This is a genomic window from Vibrio sp. SCP2 (genome assembly GCF_059295395.1).
Map to the genome: position 1 here is coordinate 105566 of NZ_JCAFVV010000006.1, position 14921 is coordinate 120486.

15 protein-coding genes are annotated in these 14921 nt (G+C 45.2%); 7 read left to right on the plus strand and 8 right to left on the minus strand.

The window, feature by feature from the left end; all coding sequences use genetic code 11:
- Positions 1–120: 120 nt before the first annotated feature.
- The 3 genes from AC5O63_RS16560 (at position 121) to groL (ending at position 3487) form a co-directional block, all read left to right on the plus strand.
- A complete protein-coding gene (locus AC5O63_RS16560) occupies positions 121–1242 on the plus strand; it encodes an LPS O-antigen chain length determinant protein WzzB (protein ID WP_494505662.1) in 1122 nt (373 codons plus the stop codon).
- A 232-nt stretch (positions 1243–1474) separates the two neighbouring features.
- Positions 1475–1765: a co-chaperone GroES gene (locus AC5O63_RS16565; RefSeq protein WP_004410737.1), complete on the plus strand. Its 291-nt coding sequence runs from the start codon at positions 1475–1477 to the stop codon at positions 1763–1765.
- Between the two features lie 75 nt (positions 1766–1840).
- Positions 1841–3487, plus strand: a complete 1647-nt coding sequence (gene groL, locus AC5O63_RS16570; protein ID WP_004742940.1) for a chaperonin GroEL — start codon at positions 1841–1843, stop codon at positions 3485–3487.
- A 57-nt stretch (positions 3488–3544) separates the two neighbouring features.
- Here groL and AC5O63_RS16575 read toward each other — a convergent pair whose 3' ends face one another.
- Together AC5O63_RS16575 and AC5O63_RS16580 are read right to left on the minus strand one after the other, a co-directional pair.
- Positions 3545–4120 carry a uracil-DNA glycosylase family protein gene (locus tag AC5O63_RS16575; RefSeq protein WP_494505663.1) on the minus strand — a complete coding sequence of 192 codons (576 nt, stop codon included), beginning with the start codon at positions 4118–4120 and terminating at the stop codon, positions 3545–3547.
- Positions 4120–5046, minus strand: a complete 927-nt coding sequence (locus AC5O63_RS16580) for a D-2-hydroxyacid dehydrogenase (RefSeq protein ID WP_494505664.1) — start codon at positions 5044–5046, stop codon at positions 4120–4122. Before AC5O63_RS16580 ends, AC5O63_RS16575 begins: the two co-directional genes overlap by 1 nt.
- A gap of 84 nt (positions 5047–5130) precedes the next feature.
- On the opposite strand from AC5O63_RS16580, the gene AC5O63_RS16585 reads away from it, so the two are divergent.
- A complete protein-coding gene (locus AC5O63_RS16585) occupies positions 5131–5718 on the plus strand; it encodes a YjaG family protein (protein WP_494505703.1) in 588 nt (195 codons plus the stop codon).
- 201 nt (positions 5719–5919) lie between these two features.
- Here AC5O63_RS16585 and AC5O63_RS16590 read toward each other — a convergent pair whose 3' ends face one another.
- Positions 5920–7035, minus strand: coding sequence for a hemolysin family protein (locus tag AC5O63_RS16590; protein WP_272786131.1), 1116 nt, complete (start codon positions 7033–7035; stop codon positions 5920–5922).
- A gap of 330 nt (positions 7036–7365) precedes the next feature.
- On the opposite strand from AC5O63_RS16590, the gene hupA reads away from it, so the two are divergent.
- Complete coding sequence (gene hupA, locus AC5O63_RS16595) at positions 7366–7638, plus strand: nucleoid-associated protein HU-alpha (RefSeq protein WP_004742945.1); 273 nt, start codon at positions 7366–7368, stop codon at positions 7636–7638.
- 81 nt (positions 7639–7719) lie between these two features.
- Positions 7720–8421, plus strand: a complete 702-nt coding sequence (locus tag AC5O63_RS16600; RefSeq protein ID WP_494505665.1) for a DUF1481 domain-containing protein — start codon at positions 7720–7722, stop codon at positions 8419–8421.
- 74 nt (positions 8422–8495) lie between these two features.
- Here the strand turns inward: AC5O63_RS16600 and purD are convergent, their stop codons facing one another.
- Positions 8496–9785, minus strand: a complete 1290-nt coding sequence (gene purD, locus AC5O63_RS16605) for a phosphoribosylamine--glycine ligase (RefSeq protein ID WP_494505666.1) — start codon at positions 9783–9785, stop codon at positions 8496–8498.
- A gap of 225 nt (positions 9786–10010) precedes the next feature.
- Positions 10011–11603 (minus strand): bifunctional phosphoribosylaminoimidazolecarboxamide formyltransferase/IMP cyclohydrolase, encoded by a 1593-nt coding sequence (gene purH, locus AC5O63_RS16610; protein WP_494505667.1) that lies wholly within the window; start codon positions 11601–11603, stop codon positions 10011–10013.
- A 286-nt stretch (positions 11604–11889) separates the two neighbouring features.
- Here purH and zntR point away from each other — a divergent pair, with 286 nt between their 5' ends.
- A complete protein-coding gene (zntR, locus tag AC5O63_RS16615) occupies positions 11890–12333 on the plus strand; it encodes a Zn(2+)-responsive transcriptional regulator (protein ID WP_004742949.1) in 444 nt (147 codons plus the stop codon).
- On the opposite strand, the gene AC5O63_RS16620 is transcribed toward zntR, so the two are convergent.
- The 3 genes from AC5O63_RS16620 to dusB all read right to left on the minus strand — a co-directional run bounded on the left by AC5O63_RS16620 (position 12330) and on the right by dusB (position 14818).
- On the minus strand, positions 12330–13310 hold the full coding sequence (locus tag AC5O63_RS16620) for a sensor domain-containing diguanylate cyclase (RefSeq protein ID WP_494505668.1): 981 nt from the start codon (positions 13308–13310) through the stop codon (positions 12330–12332). The two genes, zntR and AC5O63_RS16620, sit on opposite strands and share 4 nt — an antisense overlap.
- 177 nt (positions 13311–13487) lie before the next feature.
- Positions 13488–13784: a DNA-binding transcriptional regulator Fis gene (gene fis, locus AC5O63_RS16625; protein ID WP_000462885.1), complete on the minus strand. Its 297-nt coding sequence runs from the start codon at positions 13782–13784 to the stop codon at positions 13488–13490.
- 71 nt (positions 13785–13855) lie between these two features.
- Positions 13856–14818: a tRNA dihydrouridine synthase DusB gene (dusB, locus tag AC5O63_RS16630; protein ID WP_486786925.1), complete on the minus strand. Its 963-nt coding sequence runs from the start codon at positions 14816–14818 to the stop codon at positions 13856–13858.
- Positions 14819–14921: the final 103 nt, after the last annotated feature.

Sequence of the window (14921 nt, forward strand, 5' to 3'; positions counted from 1 at the left end):
CTTGCTCTCCTTTTTTATAGGGGGCTAATAGTGTCCGATGGCACAGGCTATGTTAGTATTCACAGATTAAAATGAACATCTTTAATAAACATAAGCAAGTTGCTTGTAAAAGGACTACGTGTGAGCGAGCAAAATCAACCACTAACAAATCAACATTACTCACCTCAAATACCTTCAGCTTTTCAATCTAATGATGAAATTGACCTTCGAGAGTTACTCAAAGCTCTTTGGGTGGGTAAGTTGTTGATTTTTATTACTACTCTAATATTTACTGTTGGTGCAGTAATTTATGCCCTGAATGTTCAGGAATGGTGGTCATCTAAAGCGAAAATCACTCAAGCTCAGCCTCAAGATATGGCAGCGTATCAACAGCTAGTGAGGCAGTTTCAGCCGGTATTCGATATCTATCAAGAGGATGGTACCGTCTTAGTTAGTAGAGAATTAGATAAACTAGTGGATACTGGAGTTTTATTTAAGCGCTTTGTTGACGCTTTTAACTCAAGTATTAATAAAAGAAACTTTTTGGATTCAAGCGAAGAGTTCCACTTCTTCAAAAGTAAAGTTGATACAGATACAAATGATAGTGCACGTCGTTTGTACGCATATTGGTTCGAAAAAATTAACGCTAAGAAAGATAGCAAGGTTGAGCAGACACCATATGACATCTCGCTTCAATCAACGACCAAAGAAAGTAGTTACTCTTTACTTAATGAATACATTGCAATTATTAAGCGCAAGGCTCATCAAGATGCACTAAACAATTTACAGGTAATGGTGGATGGTAAGCGCGATGAACTAGTTCAGCAGAAGCGAATATTAGAGAACCAAGCGGCCAATAAATTGCTTGTTGAAGCAGAAAGAGCCAAGTATGCAATGGATATAGCCAAAGCAGCTGGTGTGACACAACCTATCCAAACTAATAGTAGCAATGAACTATTTGGTATTGATTTGGGCACCAAAGCGCTGGAAGCAAAAGTTAAGGCATTAGAATCTGTAAAAAATTTAAGCGTTGTGGAACCGCGCCTTCAACAAATCAATGCTAAATTGGATATGCTTGAAAATCTTAAGATTGACCGCACAGTTGAGTTCCAAACCTTCCGTTTCTTAGAGAATGTCGAGCAACCCATCACACGCGATAAGCCTAAACGAGCTTTAATTGCTGTTTTAGGTACCTTACTTGGCGGTATGTTAGGCGTAGCTATTGTTCTTATTCGTTTCGCGTTTCGACGAGAAGAAGATTAGGTAGGTTTAACTTCCTTGCTTATAAACGCCTCACAAGCTAAAAACTTGCGAGGCGTTTTTGTTTACTCCGCTATGATTGAACTTATCTCTGAACCAGATCACAAAAATCCACTACTTCCCCCTTGGGTTTCCTGAATTTATCCCTCATATAGATAGCACAAGACTTTGAAGCCTTGTGCTTTCGCGCAATGCAATTATCAAACAACATGGAAATTTTCAGGAGAGACGACCGATGAACATTCGTCCATTACACGACCGAGTTATCGTAGAACGCCAAGAAGTTGAATCTAAGTCAGCAGGTGGCATCGTTCTGACTGGTTCTGCTGCAGAGAAATCGACTCGCGGTGTTGTACTAGCTGTGGGTAAAGGCCGCATCCTAGAAAACGGTACAGTACTACCGTTGGACGTTAAAGTTGGCGACACTGTTATCTTCGCTGAAGGTTACGGTACTAAAACTGAAAAAATCGACGGAAAAGAAGTGCTAGTTATGTCTGAAAACGACATCATGGCAATCGTTGAATAATAGCAATCATTGAGTAATTTTTTGCTCAGGTTCAGCTGAAAATCAAAACAAAGAATTTAGAAAAGGAAACTAAAGATGGCTGCTAAAGACGTTAAATTTGGTAACGACGCACGCGTAAAAATGCTTGAGGGTGTAAACGTTCTGGCTGACGCAGTAAAAGTAACACTTGGCCCTAAGGGCCGTAACGTTGTTTTAGACAAATCTTTCGGTGCACCAACGATTACTAAAGACGGTGTATCTGTAGCGCGCGAAATTGAGCTTGAAGACAAGTTCCAAAACATGGGCGCGCAAATGGTTAAAGAAGTTGCGTCTCAAGCAAACGACGCGGCGGGTGACGGAACAACAACGGCAACTGTACTTGCTCAAGCTATCGTAAACGAAGGCTTAAAAGCGGTTGCTGCTGGCATGAACCCAATGGACCTTAAGCGTGGTATCGACAAAGCGGTTGTTGCTGCTGTTGAAGAGTTAAAAGCGCTGTCAGTACCATGTGAAGACACTAAAGCGATTGCTCAGGTAGGTACTATCTCTGCTAACTCTGATTCAAGCGTTGGTAACATCATTGCTGAAGCGATGGAAAAAGTCGGTCGTGATGGCGTTATCACTGTTGAAGAAGGTCAGGCTCTACAAGATGAGCTAGACGTGGTTGAAGGTATGCAGTTCGACCGTGGTTACCTATCGCCTTACTTCATCAACAACCAAGAAGCAGGCTCTGTTGATCTAGAGAATCCTTTCATTCTTCTAATCGACAAGAAAGTATCAAACATCCGCGAACTACTTCCGACTCTAGAAGCAGTAGCAAAAGCGTCTCGCCCGCTACTTATTATCGCTGAAGATGTTGAAGGTGAAGCACTAGCTACGCTAGTTGTGAACAACATGCGTGGTATCGTGAAAGTAGCGGCGGTTAAAGCGCCTGGTTTCGGTGATCGTCGTAAAGCTATGCTACAAGACATCGCTATCCTAACGGGCGGTACAGTGATTTCTGAAGAAGTAGGCCTAGAACTAGAGAAAGTGGTTCTAGAAGATCTAGGTCAAGCGAAGCGTGTTGCTATCACTAAAGAAAACACAACTATCATTGATGGTATTGGTGAAGAAGCAATGATCTCTGGTCGTGTCGCTCAAATCCGTCAGCAAATCGAAGAAGCGACTTCAGACTACGACAAAGAGAAGCTACAAGAGCGTGTTGCTAAACTAGCGGGTGGTGTTGCAGTGATCAAAGTTGGCGCAGCGACTGAAGTTGAAATGAAAGAGAAGAAAGACCGCGTAGAAGATGCGCTTCATGCTACTCGTGCAGCGGTTGAAGAAGGTGTTGTTGCTGGTGGTGGTGTAGCACTAATCCGCGCAGCTTCTAAGATCACTGAACTTCAAGGCGACAACGAAGAGCAAAATGTCGGTATTCGCGTAGCTCTACGTGCAATGGAGGCGCCTATCCGTCAAATCACTAAGAACGCTGGTGACGAAGAGTCAGTGGTTGCTAACAACGTGAAAGGCGGTGAAGGCTCTTACGGCTACAACGCTGCAACGGGTGAGTACGGCGACATGATCGCAATGGGTATCTTAGATCCAACTAAGGTTACTCGTAGCGCACTTCAGTTTGCTGCATCAGTAGCGGGTCTAATGATTACGACTGAAGCTATGGTGACAGACCTACCACAAAAAGATGCTCCTGCAATGCCTGATATGGGCGGCATGGGTGGTATGGGTGGCATGGGCGGTATGATGTAATCCCCCGATCTACTTATAGCGATTTAAAAACGGAGACTTCGGTCTCCGTTTTTGTTTTTATAGGTCTAATTGTTGGTGCACATAGCCGCGAATAAACGGAACAATCTCAGCTTCAAACCACGGGTTTTTCTTTAACCACAAAGTATTGCGTGGTGACGGATGAGGCAGGGGGAGGTAGCTGGGTGCCCAGCGTTGCCATTGCTGAACCGTCTCGGTTAGTGTTTTCGGTTTATCTGGCAAATAGTAGTTCTGTGCATATTGTCCGATAAGTAAAGTCATACCTATGTTTGGTAGTTGCTCAAGAATGCGTTGATGCCAGAGTGGCGCGCACTCTTTCCGTGGCGGCAAGTCGCCGCTTTTGCCTTTACCCGGATAACATAAGCCCATAGGCATAATGGCAATCTTATTAGGATCGTAGAATGTTTCTTTGTCGAGCGCTAACCACTCACGCAGCCGATTACCGCTTGGGTCATTCCAAGGTATTGAGGTTTCATGGACTCTTGTTCCTGGCGCTTGGCCTATGATCAACAATTTTGCAGATCTCGATGCCTGGATGACAGGGTTGGCTCTCAGGGGTAGAGAAGGCTCGCAGACCTTGCAAGCTCTTATCTCATTCAATAGCGGTTCTAACATCAGTAACCTTTATTCAGGTCGACCACATTTATCAGCCCGAAGCCATCACGCCAGCGCTGATAGTTTTCGGCAAAAATGTCGATAACTTGTTCAGGGAAACTCAGAGCTGCGATATGGGGAGTAATAGTTATCCCCTCATGTTGCCAGAATCGGTGCTCTTGATTCATTGGCTCTTGTTTGAACACATCTAGATAAGCATGACAGATGCAGCCACTATCAAGCGCTGCGAACAACCCATCTTCATCAACTGCACTACCGCGGCCGACATTAAACAGCAGAGCATTTGAACAGTGACCCAAGCTCTCACCATTGAGGATATTTTCTGTTTCAGGAGTGTTTGGCAAGGTATTAACGACGATGTCCGCCTGTTTTAACGCTGTAGCCAATTCCTGAATATGATAGGTAGCCTCAAAAGGGGACTGTTTGCCAGGAATGCCACTTCTGTTAACGCCAATCGGTTCGATGGCAAACCCCTTAGCGACGCTCGCAAGATAAGCGCCTATCGACCCCGTACCTAGGATAACCATCTTCTTTTTCGCCAGAGATAGGTAAGGCTTGGGCTGCCACTGATTTTGTGTTTGCAGCTGTCTATAGTGATTAAAGTGACGATAGTGCTCAATGGTATAACCCAAGACGTATTCGGCGATTTGCTGACCGAAAATACCTTTTACATTGGTTAGCTCGCCTGAGAAATCGTCTAGTTTGCTCACTAAGGCATCGACACCAGCATAAATAGATTGAATCCACTCAAGATTCACAAAATCATCAAGATGTTTAGCAGCGAGCGGAGGAGAAGCAAGTAGGATAGTTGCCTCACTGCGCGATGTAGTGAATTGGAGTTCAGGAAGTGCCGCTTGTTCGAGTAACTGTTGGTAACGGCCATCATCTTCGGTAAGAAGATAAACTTTATGAGTGAAATTGTTCATCGCCTTGCTTTTTTCCCCGTTGGTTATCAAGTACACTTTCGCTGTCTAATTCAGCAACTAGGTCAACTGACCCAAAGAGTCTCTATGCTACAGAACCCTCTTCAGCTTCGTCTTGAGAAGCTAGAACCATGGCAACAGATTACCTTTATGGCGAGTCTGTGTGAACGTATGTACCCAAACTATGCAATGTTTTGTGATAGCACCGAGTTTGCCGAAGCGCGTGTTTACCGTGATATTTTAGACAGCATTTGGGAGCAGCTCACTGTCAAAACAGCAAAAGTGAACTTTGAGCGTCAGCTAGAAAAGCTAGAAGAGATCATTCCAAGCTCAGAAGATTTTGATTTTTACGGTGTCTACCCAGCGATTGATGCTTGTGTCGCCTTGTCTAACCTTCTACATGGCTTGCTAGATAGAGATTATCTGTTTGAAAACATGCACAAAGTAAGTCAACAGTCGGTGATGACGGTCGCTCAACTTGAAGAAGCTCAAACAGGTGAAGAGATTACTAACGATAACCAAAAACAGAATAAAGCAGTGTGCGGTGAATGGGATGTTCAGTGGGCGATCTTCCGTCCATTGAGAGAAGCTGAACAGCGTGACATTGAACTGATCAAAGATTTACGTGCTGAGCTTCGCGATGAAGGTGTCAGCAATATTGGTATCGAGCTATAGAACACTCTTCCATAGTTAGGTATTCCCTACTTGAGTTTATTAAAATAGAAGAGGGTTGACGCTTTCACGTCAACCCTCTTTTTTGTTATCCAGTTATCCAGTTATCCAGTTATCCAGTTATCCAGTTATCCAGTTATCCAGTTATCCAGTTATCCAGTTATCCAGTTATCCAGTTATCCAGTTATCCAGTTTTCTAGCTAACTAGCTCTCGTCTTTATTGTCTTTCGGTTTATCTACTGGTTCTTCAACAACTTCTTCGTCTTCATCGTCATCACGATTTTCGATTACGCCGTGCTTTTCTTTCCACTTCTCCCAGCGGTCAAAAGCAAGTTCTTGCATGTCAGTGGTGCGGTCTGCTTCATCGACAATCTCTTCACCAACTAAGTGTTCAAACACATCTTCCAGAGTCAAAATACCTTGAATGGTGCCGTATTCATCGACGATCATCGCCAATTGCAGGCGCTTCGCCATCATCTGCTCAAACGCTTTTGGCAGTGCCATAGTGTTGAAGAGTACATGCACAGGGCGCATTATTGCTCCCAGTTGTTTGTCACCACAGCCCGCTTGTTGCAGCTTAAATAACTCAAGGCGGTGCACAAAACCAATGATGTTATCTGTCGACTGGCTATAAACCAGAGGGCGTGAGAACGGCGTCTCTTTATGTTTATCGAGAAACTCATTAATCGTCATTTCGGCATCAACGCGGAAAACGACAGGACGAGGCGTCATCACCTGAGTGACGGGTACATCTTGGATGCCGAGCAAGTTAGTCAGAATCTTAGATTCACCTTCCGCAAATTCGCCACTCTCTTTGGCTAAAATGGCCATAGCGGATAGTTCATCACGCATCTTTGGCGCTTCATGCCCACGAGCCAAGCGCTTAGTGATCTGCTCTGAGAACCACACAAATGGAGTTAGCGCCCAAACCATCCAACGCAGAACCACAGCTGAAACTGGGGCTAGCTGACGCCAGTAAGTGGCACCAATGGTCTTAGGCACGATTTCTGATAGCACTAAGATACCTAAAGTTAGCACGCCAGAGAAAACGCCTAGCCACTCGCTACCAAATACAACGGCAGCTTGTGCACCTGCACTCGCCGCACCAATGGTGTGGGCAATCGTGTTCAAGGTCAGGATCGATGCCAGTGGGCGGTCAATGTCCGCTTTCAGCTTAGCCAGTTGCTCAGCCGCAGGGTGCCCTTGCTGGCGCAATTGGGCGATATAACTTGGTGAGATACTCAGAAGAACCGCTTCTAATACGGAGCAGATAAACGATACGCCAATCGCAACAGTGACGTATATGGTTAGCAACAACATAAGTGTCCTATGTAGATTTACACCCCTATCAATTCTTGCCGGAAAAGTGCGACTTTTCGTACCTGTGCATTATTGATATGAGCATTTTGTATTCGCTTTAGGTCCCGAAATATCAGGCTTTACGGGCTCTCGCATGTCTATAAATAAGGCCAAAATAGGTTAAAAACAAGTATTAAGTCTTGCTGACAGAGTAACAAATTGTGAGTTAATGCTCAGAATATGGTTAAAAGTGCGTCATGAGAGCTAAAGATCGCTTACAAACCTTTGCCAGATGGGGCATTTATGTTTTAGAGTGAGTTGAATTCGATAACATATGAGAAGGGAAACCTAATGAACAAGACCCAATTAATCGACTTTATCGCAGAGAAAGCAGACCTATCTAAAGCGCAAGCTAAAGCTGCTCTTGAAGCAACTCTTGAAGGTGTGACTGATGCACTTAAAGAGGGTGACCAAGTTCAACTAATTGGTTTTGGTACATTCAAAGTTAACCACCGCGCAGCACGTACTGGTCGTAACCCTAAGACTGGTGCAGAGATTCAAATCGCTGCGGCTAACGTTCCTGCATTCGTAGCAGGTAAAGCACTGAAAGATTCAGTAAAATAATTTATTGCTGATTTCAGAGTTTCAAACTCGGAATTGTATATAATACGCCAAGGTAGCTGCTATCTTGGCGTATATTTGTTTATGACGATGAAAAAACTTCTAGCACCTTCACTAATCGCTTCTTTAATGATTGGATGCTCTTCGAGTATTCCGACTCCCAACTTAGACCAGTTTACTGAGTATACTGGTGGTCAGAGTATGGGGGATGCGACCAGCCTATATTGGTACACCGAACGTTTATCTTTTCCTTACACCGCTGCGGACTATGTGAGCGCCGGAGACTATGGTTGGTATAAGTCTGACTATCGATGGGAAGATGGCGAGATTCGAGAACTGATTCGTGAAGGGCAACAGCTAAAAGACAATCAAGGCTTAGTTCCGTACCGTATTCATGTTCGCTTTAGCAAAGATGGTGAAGCGATCTATCAGCAGTATCGACTCGACGGGAAGGTCTTGCCCTTGAAAGCCGACAAGATTGCTTGGCTTAAGCAAGAGGCTTTGACTATTCCAACCCGCACCAAAGAGCAGAGCAATTCAGGTGTTCGTTTGATTCAGGGCTATTGGGATGGCTCAAGCTTTGATACTTGTTCAGGACAAAGCTATGAGCAAGTAGAGTTTAACGAGACATTACCAAGCTTTGTGATCAACCGCTTGTCGAGTGTAGACAGCTATGCGGCGTTTTTAGGTACCACGCAAAGCAAAAAGGTTATCGTAAACCAATTACTCATGCTGGCGGAAGATAGCCATGACTGCATCGAACGACCTGCTCTGATCGAAGAGTAATAAGCGGCAAAAGATAGATAAAACAAAGGCGCTTAATGAGCGCCTTTTTACGATAAGCCAACTGATGTTGTTATTTACTGTTCTTGCTCGCGCGCAATCGCTCTGTAGCCGATGTCATTGCGGTGGAACATACCATTCCAGCTTACTTGCTTAGCTAGCGCGTACGCTTGCTCCTGAGCCTCAGAAACGCTATTACCAAGTGCTGTTGCACAAAGAACGCGGCCACCGTTTGTCACGATCTCACCTAATGCGTTGTTAGCAGTACCGGCGTGGAAGATTTTCTGACCAGAGGCTTCTGTTGCTGGTAGAGAAATAACATCGCCTTTAGCGTAATCTGCTGGGTAACCACCTGCAGCGAGTACCACACCGATAGAGGCGCGTGGATCCCATTTAGATTCAGCTTCATCTAGCTTCTCGTCGATAGCCATTAGACATAGCTCGACAAGATCAGATTCCATACGCATCATGATAGGTTGCGTTTCAGGATCGCCGAATCGGCAGTTGTATTCGATAACCTTTGGTGTGCCGTCTTTATCGATCATTAGACCTGCGTAGAGGAAGCCTGTGTATGGGTGGCCTTCCGCATCCATACCGCGAACTGTTGGGTAGATAACCTCTTCAAGGATACGCTCGTGGATTTCAGGAGTTACGACAGGAGCTGGAGAGTAAGCACCCATACCACCTGTGTTAGGGCCAGTGTCTTTGTCACCGACACGTTTGTGGTCTTGGCTAGTGGCCATTGGTAGAACGCTCTTACCATCGACCATCACAATGAAGCTTGCTTCTTCACCGTCTAGGAACTCTTCGATAACCACGCGGCTACCCGCTTCACCAAACGCGTTGCCAGCGAGCATATCTTTGATTGCGTCTTCAGCTTCTTCTAGAGTCATCGCAACGATAACGCCTTTACCTGCTGCAAGACCATCGGCTTTGACCACGATAGGTGCGCCTTGCTCACGAACGTAAGCCAATGCAGGCTCGATTTCAGTGAAGTTTGCGTAAGCACCGGTTGGGATGTTATGACGAGCTAGGAAGTCTTTAGTAAAAGCTTTTGAGCCTTCTAACTGTGCTGCTGCTTCGGTTGGGCCAAAGATTGGCAGACCCGCTTCACGGAACGCATCAACCACACCGATAACAAGCGGAGCTTCAGGGCCAACAATAGTTAGCTCGATTTTCTTCTCTTGCGCGAAAGCAACCAGTTCAGAAATCGCTTCAACACCAATGTTTACGTTCTCAAGCTTAGGCTCAAGAGCAGTACCTGCGTTACCAGGCGCAACAAATACCGTTTCTACGTTTGGGTTTTGTGCCGCTTTCCAGCCTAAAGCGTGCTCACGACCGCCAGAACCAATGATAAGTACATTCATTTATTTATCCTTTGATAGCTGCGCCATATTGCTAATCTCTGTGTCGAGCTTGCTCATTTATACTTATAAACTCCGCGAGCTCTCCTTGACCTTATCAATATGGCTTTGCTCTAAAATGAAAGTTTCTAAAACTAAGAGTATTTCAAATTAGCTAAATTAGATTCGTTTTGCTCTTCTCGGAGCGCCGCGGTCCCGTTTCCAGAAGCGAAGCGATCTCGCCTCTATTTAGTGGCGGAAGTGACGCATTCCAGTAAAGATCATCGCCATGCCATGTTCGTCTGCTGCTGCGATAACTTCGTCATCACGCATAGAACCACCCGGTTGAATCACGCACTTGATGCCTGCTTCTGCTGCCGCATCGATACCGTCGCGGAATGGGAAGAACGCATCCGATGCCATCACACAACCTTCAACTTGTAGACCTTCGTCAGCCGCTTTGATGCCTGCGATCTTCGCTGAGTAAACGCGGCTCATTTGGCCAGCGCCAACACCGATAGTCATGTCACCTTTCGAGTAAACAATCGCGTTTGATTTAACGTACTTAGCCACTTTCCAGCAGAATAGAGCGTCTTTTAGCTCTTCGTCTGTTGGCTGGCGCTTAGAAACCACTTTAAGGTCATCTAGGCTTACCATACCTTGGTCACGGTCTTGAACTAGCAGGCCGCCATTAACGCGTTTCACGTCAAAGCCCGTCGTCTTAGTTGTCCACTCGCCACATTCTAGAAGGCGAACGTTCTTCTTCGCTGCAACCACTTCAATTGCTTCAGCTGATACAGATGGTGCGATGATGACTTCAACGAATTGGCGCTCAACAATAGCGGTTGCTGTTGCTGCATCTAGCTCTTGGTTGAAGGCGATAATGCCGCCGAAAGCAGACGTTGGGTCTGTTTTGTATGCGCGGTCATACGCTTCAAGGATGTTACCACCCAGCGCAACACCACATGGGTTAGCGTGCTTAACAATCACACACGCTGGCTCATCGAACTCTTTAACACACTCAAGTGCTGCGTCAGTATCAGCGATGTTGTTGTAAGAAAGGGCTTTACCTTGGATTTGGCGAGCAGTAGAAACAGAGGCTTCTTCTGGATTAGCTTCAACATAGAAAGCTGCGTCTTGGTGGCTGTTTTCACCGTAACGCATGTCTTGTTTCTTGATGAACTGCTGGTTGAATGTGCGAGGGAATTTGCTCTCTTCGTCACCTTCTTTGTTCTCACCGTAAGATGGAACCATAGTGCCAAAGTAGTTAGCAATCATGCCGTCGTAAGAGGCTGTGTGCTCGAAAGCTGCGATAGCTAGGTCAAAGCGTGTTTCTACAGTTAGAGACGTTTCGTTCGCATCCATCTCAGCAATAACGCGGTCGTAGTCGTGCGCGTTAACGACGATAGTCACATCTTTGTGGTTTTTCGCTGCTGAGCGAACCATAGTTGGACCGCCGATATCGATGTTCTCTACCGCATCAGAAAGAGTACATCCTTCTTTTGCCACTGTTTCAGCGAATGGGTAAAGGTTCACCACAACCATGTCGATTGGATTGATACCGTGCTTTTCCATTACGTCGTCATCTTGACCACGACGACCTAGCACACCACCATGTACTTTAGGGTGAAGCGTCTTAACACGACCGTCCATCATTTCTGGGAAACCAGTGTAATCTGATACCTCAGTTACTGAGATGCCTTTTTCTGCCAGTAGGCGAGCAGTGCCACCTGTTGAGAGAATATCAACACCTCGGTTAGCAAGAGCTTGGGCAAACTCAACAATACCAGTTTTGTCTGATACGCTGATTAGTGCGCGGCGAATAGGACGAGCGTTAGTCATGCTTCCATTTCCTCAAAGTCACAGAGTTAATACGTAAGATAAAGATATTTGCCAAAAGTGAACTTGTTCTTATGCTTTGATTACAATCAGGCAGTAAGATATTGGCCAGTTTTGGTAAAGACCTTTCCAACATTTGTTGGTGGCAAACTAGTCTCTGAGTTTGATGGCGCACATTCTAACTAATTTATTACAAAAAAGCTCGCGCAATCGTTTGGCATCTCGAAAATAATTGTGAAAAGCTCAAGTTTAGGCTTAAAACGTAACGAAACAGTTAATAGGAAAAGTTATGTTCCAGATCGGAGAATTGGCTAAGCGCTGTAATGTCACAGCAGATACATTGCGCTTTTACGAAAAGAATCAGCTAATTAAACCTGCAGGTCGCAGTGATTCAGGTTACCGGCTCTATAATGAAGAAAACCAACATCAAGTCAGCTTTATCCTCAAAGCGAAAGATTTAGGCTTGAGCTTGGATGAGATTCGCGAACTTTTAGAGATAAAACTTGAGGCAACAGAACATAGCTGCGCCGAAGTTAAGGCCATCACTACAGCTAAGCTTTCTGTGATTGATGAAAAGATTATTGAATTAACTCGAATTCGCACAGCACTGAAGAAAATTAATGATGCTTGCTGTGGGCACGTAGATGACGATGCTAGCCATTGTTCGATTTTAGGTGCGCTTGCGAGCGAAGCACATCAAGACTCTTGCTGTGAGATAGAAAAGGGCGTTTAAGAGGCGCGGCGGATATTGGCTTTCAACTCAGTAGTTGATTTGATGTCCGGAAGGTTCTCATAGTAGAGAGTGACTTGGTTACGACCGGTTTGCTTAGAGTAATACATCGCTTTGTCTGCTTGGACCATCAGCTCTCTAACAGATGACACATGGCCATTCAACTCGGCAATACCAACACTCACGGTCGGCAAGATGATGTGGTCATCAACCTGACAGGGGGTTGTCTCAATCGAGTGACGGATGCGCTCAGCAATATCGTACGCTTGAATCGCGTTAGTGCGAGAAAGTACCACACCAAACTCCTCACCACCCAAACGGCCAATGTAATCACTGGAGCGAATTAACCCTTGGCAAATATGCGCAACTTGAACGATGACTTCATCACCGGATAAGTGGCCCACTTGGTCATTAATTTCTTTAAAGTGGTCGATATCAATCATCAAACAAGAGAGGTGCTGCTTGGTTGGACTATCGAACTCTCGTTCCAGTCTTAGCATAAAGGCACGGCGGTTTAATATGCCAGTCAACTCATCGGTTTCAGCCAGTTTCTTTAATTCAACTTGGTGAAGGTGAGCTTTGGTGATCTCTTTCTCTTGCCACAGAACATATTTGGCGCCACTTGCCAATGTGATGGGCTTGAGAGAGACTTCAAACCATCTTTCGTCGACGCCATTCCAAGCTTCAAGCTCTTCGATAGAAAGCAGCAGCTGTTGGCAAGGGGTCATTGAGTATTGCAGAGTTTTACGTTGACCTGAGGTTAACACTTGCTTGAAGTGTTGCTCCAAGTTCTCAGCAAGGTTTTCTGGAAGGATCTCGCTAAACGTACGGTTGAGGTACTTATTGGTTAATTCAGGATCTGATTGAGTTGCTTCACCAAAGCTATCCACGATACGTCCGTGCTCATCAATGATCAGCAGACGATCAGGTAGCTCGGAGAGCATAAGACTCAGCCATTCCTCCCTTTGCATATCAACCATGTAGATTAGTCCGAACGTAAACGTAATTGATTATTATATCGACCACTTTGAGGTTAGCAATCGCAATAGATCACAGATCGTTGAATATTCGTGCAACTAACACTGGCTCTAGTGTTAAAAAAACCGGAATTACTGACGTAAGCCCGGCTTCTTAAAATCAAAATATCGAATGAACGATTAGTTCATGCCGTATTTTTTAAGTTTCTTGCGAAGAGTACCGCGGTTGATACCCATCATAGTTGCTGCGCGAGTTTGGTTACCGCGAGTGTACTGCATGATGGTATCTAGTAGTGGCTGTTCAACTTCAGCTAGAACTAATTCATATAGTTCTGTTACTTCTTGGCCATTTAGTTGAGCCAAGTAGTTTTTAAGAGACGCTTTAACAGAGTCACGTAGTGGCTTCTGAGTAATCTGGTCCTGTGACGTTACTGTAGTTACTGTTAATGCTTCTGAAGTCAGATTTTGTTCGAACATATTCGGTCTAGCTCTTCTCTTAATTATGATGCAACGTTTACCTGTCGTAGTTGGGGCGAAAGCACAACTAGTTAGGCTTTATCAAAATACTCTTCAAGCGCTTCAAGCTGCAGCTCAGCTGCCTCAATGGCGTTGAAGGTACGGCGAAACTCACTTGCTTGTTCATGCTCTTTTAGGTACCAACCTACGTGCTTACGCGCGATTCGTGGACCTAAATACTCTCCATAGAAAGCATGCAGTGCATTCACATGGCCAAGCAGGATGTCTTTCACTTCCGAATAAGGAAGCTCAGGCATCGTGGTGCCGTTTTCCAAAAAGTGTTGGATTTCCTGAAAAATCCACGGACGACCTTGGGCAGGGCGTCCAATCATTAAAGCGTCAGCACCGGTATATTCCAGTACATGCTTGGCTTTCTCTGGGCTATCGATATCACCGTTAGCGATAACCGGAATTGAGATAGCTTGCTTGACCGCTTTAATGCTGTCGTATTCGGCCTCACCTTTGTACATACACGCTTTTGTTCTGCCATGCAGAGCAAGGGCCTGAATGCCGCAGTCTTCGGCTAATTTAGCGATTTGGACACAGTTTTTGTTATCTGTATCCCAGCCAGTACGGGTTTTCAATGTCACAGGGACATCGACTGCATTGACCACAGCCTTCAGAATATCTTCAATGATATCTGGATACTGAAGCAGGGCAGAGCCAGCTAGCTTCTTATTCACTTTTTTGGCTGGACAGCCCATGTTGATGTCGATGATTTGCGCACCGTTTTCAACACTGAACTGAGCAGCATCGGCCATAAGCTGTGGATCAGCGCCCGCAATTTGTACAGAGCGAATGCCCGATTCGCCTTCATGTACCATGCGTTGCTTTGATTTGGACGTTTTCCATAGCTTTGGATTGGATGACATCATTTCACTGACGGCCATTCCAGCACCATAGCGGAGACACAACTCACGGAACGGTCTATCAGTCACACCTGCCATAGGGGCAACGATGAGATTATTCTTAAGTTGGTAGTTTCCGATTTTCAAAACGTCTTCACAGCTTAGTACCAGCAAGGGCGCGCATTTTACGCATTTTTTAGCGCTGTGAAAAGACTAATATTTGAGCATTTACAAATTGTTTTCGCAAAAT

Coding starts and splice junctions, on each gene's coding strand:
- AC5O63_RS16585 (WP_494505703.1), top strand. CDS start 5,131: ATGCTACAGAACCCTCTTCAGCTTCGTCTTGAGAAGCTAGAACCATGG.
- AC5O63_RS16620 (WP_494505668.1), bottom strand. CDS start 13,310: ATGGTTGATATGCAAAGGGAGGAATGGCTGAGTCTTATGCTCTCCGAG.
- AC5O63_RS16565 (WP_004410737.1), top strand. CDS start 1,475: ATGAACATTCGTCCATTACACGACCGAGTTATCGTAGAACGCCAAGAA.
- purH (WP_494505667.1), bottom strand. CDS start 11,603: ATGACTAACGCTCGTCCTATTCGCCGCGCACTAATCAGCGTATCAGAC.
- AC5O63_RS16580 (WP_494505664.1), bottom strand. CDS start 5,046: ATGAACAATTTCACTCATAAAGTTTATCTTCTTACCGAAGATGATGGC.
- fis (WP_000462885.1), bottom strand. CDS start 13,784: ATGTTCGAACAAAATCTGACTTCAGAAGCATTAACAGTAACTACAGTA.
- AC5O63_RS16590 (WP_272786131.1), bottom strand. CDS start 7,035: ATGTTGTTGCTAACCATATACGTCACTGTTGCGATTGGCGTATCGTTT.
- hupA (WP_004742945.1), top strand. CDS start 7,366: ATGAACAAGACCCAATTAATCGACTTTATCGCAGAGAAAGCAGACCTA.
- purD (WP_494505666.1), bottom strand. CDS start 9,785: ATGAATGTACTTATCATTGGTTCTGGCGGTCGTGAGCACGCTTTAGGC.
- AC5O63_RS16575 (WP_494505663.1), bottom strand. CDS start 4,120: ATGTTAGAACCGCTATTGAATGAGATAAGAGCTTGCAAGGTCTGCGAG.
- groL (WP_004742940.1), top strand. CDS start 1,841: ATGGCTGCTAAAGACGTTAAATTTGGTAACGACGCACGCGTAAAAATG.
- zntR (WP_004742949.1), top strand. CDS start 11,890: ATGTTCCAGATCGGAGAATTGGCTAAGCGCTGTAATGTCACAGCAGAT.
- AC5O63_RS16600 (WP_494505665.1), top strand. CDS start 7,720: ATGACGATGAAAAAACTTCTAGCACCTTCACTAATCGCTTCTTTAATG.